This window comes from Halomonas sp. BC04 (genome assembly GCF_000568385.1).
This window is the reverse complement of the sequence record NZ_AZQX01000034.1, coordinates 1-6,707: the sequence shown is the minus strand read 5'-3', so window position 1 is coordinate 6,707 and position 6,707 is coordinate 1. Positions and strand designations below refer to the sequence as shown.

Below are 6,707 nucleotides of genomic sequence, written 5' to 3'. Positions count from 1 at the left end.
CATAGGCCTGTCCCGCATCGCTGTTGTCGTCATGGGTGACCGGCACACCCTGGTTGGACGCACGCAGCACCGCTTCCGACTCCGGGATCAGTCCGATCAGATCGATGGCCAGTATCTCGCGGATATCCTCGAGGTTGAGCATGTCGCCATCGTCAACGCGGGTCGCATTGTAGCGGGTGATCAGCAGGTGTTCCTTGATCGGATCCTCGCCGCGCTCGGCCCGTCGGGTCTTGGACGCCAGCAGCCCCAGGATTCGATCGGAGTCGCGCACCGACGACACCTCGGGGTTGGTCACCACGATCGCCTCGTCGGCGTAGTACATGGCGAGCTGAGCACCCCGCTCGATGCCGGCAGGCGAGTCGCAGAGGATATAGTCGAAATCCTTGCTCAGGGTCTCGAGAATCTTCTCCACGCCTTCCGACGTCAGGGCATCCTTGTCGCGGGTCTGGGAGGCCGGCAGGATATGCAGGTTGTCGACACGCTTGTCGCGGATCAATGCCTGGTTGAGCCCTGCCTCCCCCTGAATCACGTTGACCAGGTCGTAAACCACACGACGCTCACAGCCCATGATCAGGTCCAGGTTACGCAGCCCCACGTCGAAATCGATGACGACGGTCTTGTTGCCTCGCAGGGCCAGGCCGGTGGCAATGGCCGCTGCACTGGTTGTCTTTCCGACCCCACCCTTGCCTGAGGTCACTACGATAATCTTGGCCAAGTTGTACTTCCCTATGGATAACGTAGAAAACGGATAACGGTAAAATATGGAGCGTCAATAAGGTGCCGCATACGGTCAACTGAGTGAGGTTATCCCCAACTGGGCATCGCAGAGCTTGACCTGGACCGAAGTCCCCAGCAGCTGAGGGTCGATATCCTCCAGACGCTTGTAGTTGCCGGCGACCGACAGCAGCTCCGCACGCAGCTCGCGGCAGAAGATACCGGCCATGGTATCGCCATGAATGCCGGCCAGGGCTCGACCGCGCAGGGCACCATAAACATGCACGCTGCCTGCGGCCAGTACCTCGGCTCCGGCGTTGACGGCACCGATCACCACCAGGTCCCCATCAGGAGCGGTAACCTGTTGACCGGAGCGTACCGTGCCCCGATAGATACGGCCGCCGCTGGCCGTGCTGGCCGGCTCCGGAGAGGGATCCGGCACATCGGGCCCCGACTCGACCGCGGACACGCCTTCCAGCGTGCGCACCCGGGCGCCATCGTTGGGTGGAAACCAGCCCAGCCCCAGCGCCCAGGCCGACTGTTTCACCGGATCGGGACCACCGCGCACCGCCACCGGCAGCAGCTTGTGGGCCCGGCATACGGCACAGATGCGCTCCAGCGCCAGGTGAGGCTCATCGAGCTTCTCCACGCTGAGAACGACGGGGGTATGCTGAAAGAAGGCGGGTGACTGACTGAGCTTGCCGGAAAGCTGCTCTCTGATGCGTTCCGGGTCTGCGCTGGCCAGTTCCATGACCGTCATTGGCAGCATGCCCCCCTTGAAGGTAAATGCCATGCTTGCCCTGTCCACTTTGAGGCTCATTGCCGGACTCCACTCGGGTGTTGTCGGGTCGTGGGTCTAAAGCTAAGCGACTCCCTGCGCCCCTGCAACTGATCATACGGCCAGCCGGGCCGGGATGACAGAGTCGCAGATTGGCCACACCAAGCCGGGGGTTAGGCTTTTCCCCAGCCGCGGCGCGTGCTTAGATACATACATTAGACGAAAGATGCCGACCCGATAGCAATAATACGGCTCGCGCAGGCACTTTGCCCTGCGCTCTCCACGCTCAGGATGCCCCATGCCCGGATTCCTTCGACGCCTTTTTGCCCCTCGCTGGCAGCACCACGACGCCCATGTACGACGCCAGGCCGTCGACAAACTCGACCCTTCGCGCCCAGACCAGCGAGAGGGGTTGGAACGACTCTGCCTTGACAGCGATCCACGGGTTCGCCTGGCGGCGCTGGAACGCATCGACGAGCCCGACACGCTAATTCGCCTGCTCGGCGAACAGCCCTACGCGCCGGAGCTGCATCGCCGCCTGATCGACATACTTACCGGCAAGACCGGGGGCGTGCCGCTGACCCGGCGCCTGCAGCTGCTGGAAAACATCGACGACCGCGGTCTGCTCTCCGCCGTCGCCCTGCAGGGCGACAACCAGCAGCTGAGGCTGGCCGCCGTGGCTCGCCTCGATGCGGAGGAGGACCTTATCCACCAGGCCTGCGAAAACGGGATCGCTGCCGTCCGCCACGCCGCTGCGGCCCGGGTGACCAGCGAAGCTGGCCTGCAGCAGCTGGCCCAGAAGGCCCGGCGCGACCGCCAGGTCATGCGTCAGGCCAAAGAGCGCCTGAATCGCCTGAAAGCCGATGCCGCCTCCCTGACCGCCGAGCGCGAGAACCGCGAGGCCCTGCTGGCCAAGCTGGAGGCTCAAGGCCACGCTCCCTGGGAGCCGCTCTATGCCGGCCGGTATCGTCATCTGGCCCGGGAGTGGGAATCGATGCCGGGCCTTCCCGATGCCAGTCAGGAGCGTCGCTACCAGGACGCCTGCCAGCGCTGCCGGAAGGTCATATCCGACCATGAGGCACGCGAGCACGCCCATGCCCAGGCGGACCGCCGCCGCGAACTGGCGTCCGAAGCCCGTGAATCGCTGCTCGAGGCACTGGAGGAGAGCCTTGCCGGCCTACCTAGGGGGGAGCTTCTCACAGAACAGGATATTGCCAGCCTGCGCTCACAGAAGCTGCTGCTGGCCAACCGCTGGCAGACTCTCTCCGACCTGCACGTCACCGATGAAGGGCTTCGCGAACGTTATGACACCGTACTGGCCGACTATGACCGGGTTCTCACCGCCTGGGAGCGATTGGCCGCACAGGCGCTCGAACTCGAAGCAGCCCTGAAGGAGCGGGACCCGGAGCGCCTGGCAGCCAGTCTAGAGGCCTGCCAGTGGCCCGAGGATCTTCCTCCTACACCACTGCTCGCCCGGGCCCGTCGCGAACTCGCTGGCAACCAGGAAACGGACGGCGGCCTCGACGCGCGGCTGGAGCAGTTCGCTGCCGACCTCTCTCAACTGGAGCAACTCCTCGACCGGGGCGCCTTCAAGGGGGCCAGCCGCCTGCATCAAAGCCTCAGGCACCGTGCCGAATCACTGCCGGCAGAACGACTCCAACCCCACCAGGCCACCCTCAAGCGCCTGGGGGCCAGGCTTGCCGAGCTGCGTGACTGGCGCGGTTTCGTTGCCGGCCCCAAGCGCGAGCAGCTCTGCCAGGCCATCGAGCAACTGGCCGAGGAGTCAACGCTGGCCGACGTGGAGCTCGACCGCCGGCATCGGCAGCTGGTGCGGGACTGGAAGCTGCTTGGCGATGCCGCTGCCAATCGCCAGCTCTCGGAGCAGTTCCGCACAGCGTCGGACCGTATCCACGAACGCCTGGCCCCCTGGCGGGACAAGCTGAATGCCGAGCGCATCCGCAACCTGGAAGCCCGCACGGCACTCTGCGAGCAACTGGAAGCCCTGCTGGAGGCCCCCGCCGAGGATGCCGACCCGGACGCGCTGCGTCGTATCCGCGATCACGCCCGGGAGGAGTGGCGTCGCCACTCGCCGGTTCCCAAGGAGCAGTCGGAATCCATCGGGCGGCGATTCGGGCGCATCCGCTACGCGCTCCAGGGGCTGATCGACCAGCGGGCACGGGAATTGGCCGATACCAAGCGGCAACTTGTCGACGAAGCCCGCGCGCTGCTTGAGCGACAGCTGCCGGCAGCCACCCGGGCCGAAGAAGCCAAGGCGCTTCAGCAGCGCTGGCGCGAGCTGGGCCGTGCACCCCGTGGCGAGGAGCAGGCGCTGTGGCGGGAATTTCGCGAGATCTGCGACCAGATCTTCGCCGCCCGTGAAGCCCAGCGGGATGACCGAACTCAGCGAGCTCGACAACGCCTGGAGGAGATGCAGGCGTTGATCGATCGCATCGACGCCTGGCAGCCGAGCCGCCATGCGGACAGTACGACCCTGGAACAAGCTATCGATGAAGCGTCGACCCTGGAGCCGCTACCCTCGGGGCGGCGCACGGAGGGCATGCGACGCCGCTGGAGCGGCATCGTGCGTGCCCGGCGGGAACGACTCAATCGCCTGGCCGTGGCCGAGGAGATCCAGCGTTGGCAAGCCTACCGGCCCCTGATCGACGCACACCTGAGGGCAGACGCCAAGCTGATCGAACAGGGCGCTGTCGAGAGGGTCGCCGCCGATGAGCGCTTCTCCCTGCCGGAGGACATGCGCACCGCCCATGAGCAGCGCAACGCCGCACGCCTTCACCCCCCCTCCCCTGCTGACGTGGCCGAGCAGCTGGCACGGCTGCGTGTTCACCTTTCGCTGTTGGCCATGGGCCGCGTCAGCCAGCGTGACGAACCGCTGCGCTTGGCCATTCAGGTCGAGCGGCTCAACGAAGGGCTGAGCCGGGAGCTCAGCCGTGCAGAGGAAGTACGCATCGTGCTGCGCAACCTGCTCGCCACCGGCCCTGTCTCACCGGACCAGTGGGAGCATGAGGTCGGGGAGCTCGACGCCCTGCTGAAACGACTGACCCACCTGCCGCCTCCCTGAGCGCCAGGCTACCACCTACCGGCCGGCTCGCTTTCACACCTGCAGACACGCAAACGGGAGGCGAAGCCTCCCGCTGATGCATGGCATATGACAGAGTGGTGTCAGCCCATGAACTGACCACCGTTGATATCGATGTTGGCCCCGGTAATGAATCCCGACTCCTTGTCGGCCAGGAAGACCACCAGTCGCGCAATCTCTTCCGGCGTACCATAGCGCTTGACCGGGATGGTCTCGCGGATTGCCTCGCGCACGTTCTCTGGAATCTTCATGATCATGTCGGTGGCAATATAGCCCGGCGATACGGTGTTGACGGTGATGCCCTTGGTGGCGGTCTCCTGGGCCAACGCCATGGTGAGGCCATGCATGCCTGCCTTGGCGGCAGAGTAGTTGACCTGGCCAAATTGCCCCTTGCGGCCGTTGATCGAGGAGATGTTGATGATGCGACCGTACTTCTGGTCGAGCATGGTCCCGATGACGCTACGGCAGGTGTTGAAGACGCTGTTGAGGTTGGTGTCGATGACCTCGTGCCACTGCTCGGCGGTCATCTTCTTCAGGGTGCCGTCCCGGGTGATACCGGCACAGTTGACCAGCACACTGACGGGACCATGCTTCTCCTCGATCTCCTTGATGCCAGCCTCACACGCTTCGAAGCTGGTCAGGTCGACGCCCGACAGGGCGATATTGTCAAAGCCATCGGCCTTCTGGGTCTCCAGCCAGGTCTTTGCCTTCTCCGGGTTATGATAACCGGCAACCACGAGATAGCCCGCTGAGGCCAGGCTGCGACATATCGACGAGCCGATACCACCGGTTCCGCCGGTTACCCAGGCAACGGGTGCTGTTTGGGTCATATTCCACCTCCCTGATCATGACGCATACTTATGCAGAATGGCTTGACCTGAAGCAGCAGGCAAGCTGTAACAGGATGCTTCCTGAAAGGCTCCCCCTTCAAGCATCCTTTGTGATTATGGACCCTTGAGCGACAAGTGCACGATCATCGATCGACCCCTTGACATGGCGCAGAAAAAGCGTAGTATTTGCCCCACGTTGATGCGGGGTGGAGCAGTCTGGTAGCTCGTCGGGCTCATAACCCGAAGGTCGTCGGTTCAAATCCGGCCCCCGCTACCAAATTCGAAAGAACCGAGGCCACAAGCCTCGGTTTTTTTATTGGGCGCCATCACGACGACCGTCGTCGGTTCGCTTCCCATTCAACGTCAGCGGCCCCCGCCACCAAATTCGAGAGAACCGAGGCCACAAGCCTCGGTTTTTTTATTGGGCGCCATCACGACGACCGTCGTCGGTTCGATTTCCATTCAACGTCAGCGGCCCCCGCTACCAAATTCGAAAGAACCGAGGCCACAAGCCTCGGTTTTTTTATTGGGCGCCATCACGACGACCGTCGTCGGTTCGCTTTCCATGCAACGTCAGCGGCCCCGCTACTCCTGTGCGTGTGCGCTCTCCTGGAGCGGCAGGTCGCGCGCAGCCAGGGCGATGCTGCGATCGTCGCCGCTGGTGCCGCGACAGAAGGCATCGCTGTAGAATAGCCGGACCAGGTCGCGTTGACGCAGCCGGCTCCGCCGCAGGTCGTCGAGCCAGTGGCTGAGCTGGCCCGACACCCGCTCGCCGCCGAGCGAGACCAGCTTCTCGGCCGCACCGTCGCTCATGGCCGCCATGCCGGTCACTTGCGCGATATCACGGCAGCCCCACTGCACCTGGTCGGGTGACAGGCGCTCATCGACGAAAACGGTCTGGTTGGCAAATTCGCCCTTGCCGGGCTCGCCCAGGGTGCCGAGCTCCGGCATGAGAACGGGCTCACTCGACTCAACGCCGGCTTCAACCGGTATGGCCTGCTCCAACACCAGGGCCCCGTCACCGACCTTGAGCCATAGCAACCGAGCCTGCCCCGCCACGACGAGCAGCAGGGTACAGCGCAGGTCGCGAACCGAACGTTGCTGCGCCAACGCCAGGTCCTTCAGGACACCCTGGGCATGTCTGACCAGCATCAGTGCGAACGCCTGGCTGTCCAGCACGTCAGGGGCCTCCACGGCGTCCACCAACTGCCCCACCTGGGCCTCCAGGGTATCCAGCAGGCGCAGCAGGGCCGTTACCACGGCCTGGGCCCCACGGTCGGAGGCCGGC

5 protein-coding genes and 1 tRNA gene are annotated in these 6,707 nt (G+C 64.4%); 2 read left to right on the top strand and 4 right to left on the bottom strand.

Features of this window, described 5'->3' with window-relative positions; genetic code table 11:
- A partial coding sequence (minD, locus tag Q427_RS02665) for a septum site-determining protein MinD (protein WP_043510747.1) occupies positions 1 to 715 on the bottom strand: 715 nt, incomplete at its 3' end.
- A 75-nt stretch (positions 716 to 790) separates the two neighbouring features.
- Positions 791 to 1,534: a septum site-determining protein MinC gene (gene minC, locus Q427_RS02660; protein ID WP_043510745.1), complete on the bottom strand. Its 744-nt coding sequence runs from the start codon at positions 1,532 to 1,534 to the stop codon at positions 791 to 793.
- 256 nt (positions 1,535 to 1,790) lie between these two features.
- Here minC and Q427_RS02655 point away from each other — a divergent pair, with 256 nt between their 5' ends.
- Positions 1,791 to 4,571: a DUF349 domain-containing protein gene (locus Q427_RS02655; RefSeq protein WP_043510742.1), complete on the top strand. Its 2,781-nt coding sequence runs from the start codon at positions 1,791 to 1,793 to the stop codon at positions 4,569 to 4,571.
- Positions 4,572 to 4,672: 101 nt separating this feature from the next.
- Here the strand turns inward: Q427_RS02655 and phbB are convergent, their stop codons facing one another.
- Complete coding sequence (gene phbB / locus Q427_RS02650) at positions 4,673 to 5,419, bottom strand: acetoacetyl-CoA reductase (protein WP_043510740.1); 747 nt, start codon at positions 5,417 to 5,419, stop codon at positions 4,673 to 4,675.
- A gap of 200 nt (positions 5,420 to 5,619) precedes the next feature.
- On the opposite strand from phbB, the gene Q427_RS02645 reads away from it, so the two are divergent.
- Positions 5,620 to 5,696: transfer RNA gene (locus Q427_RS02645), tRNA-Met, on the top strand.
- A 308-nt stretch (positions 5,697 to 6,004) separates the two neighbouring features.
- Here the strand turns inward: Q427_RS02645 and Q427_RS02640 are convergent.
- Positions 6,005 to 6,707 (bottom strand): protein phosphatase 2C domain-containing protein (locus Q427_RS02640; RefSeq protein ID WP_043510737.1); only part of this gene is annotated, 703 nt, incomplete at its 5' end.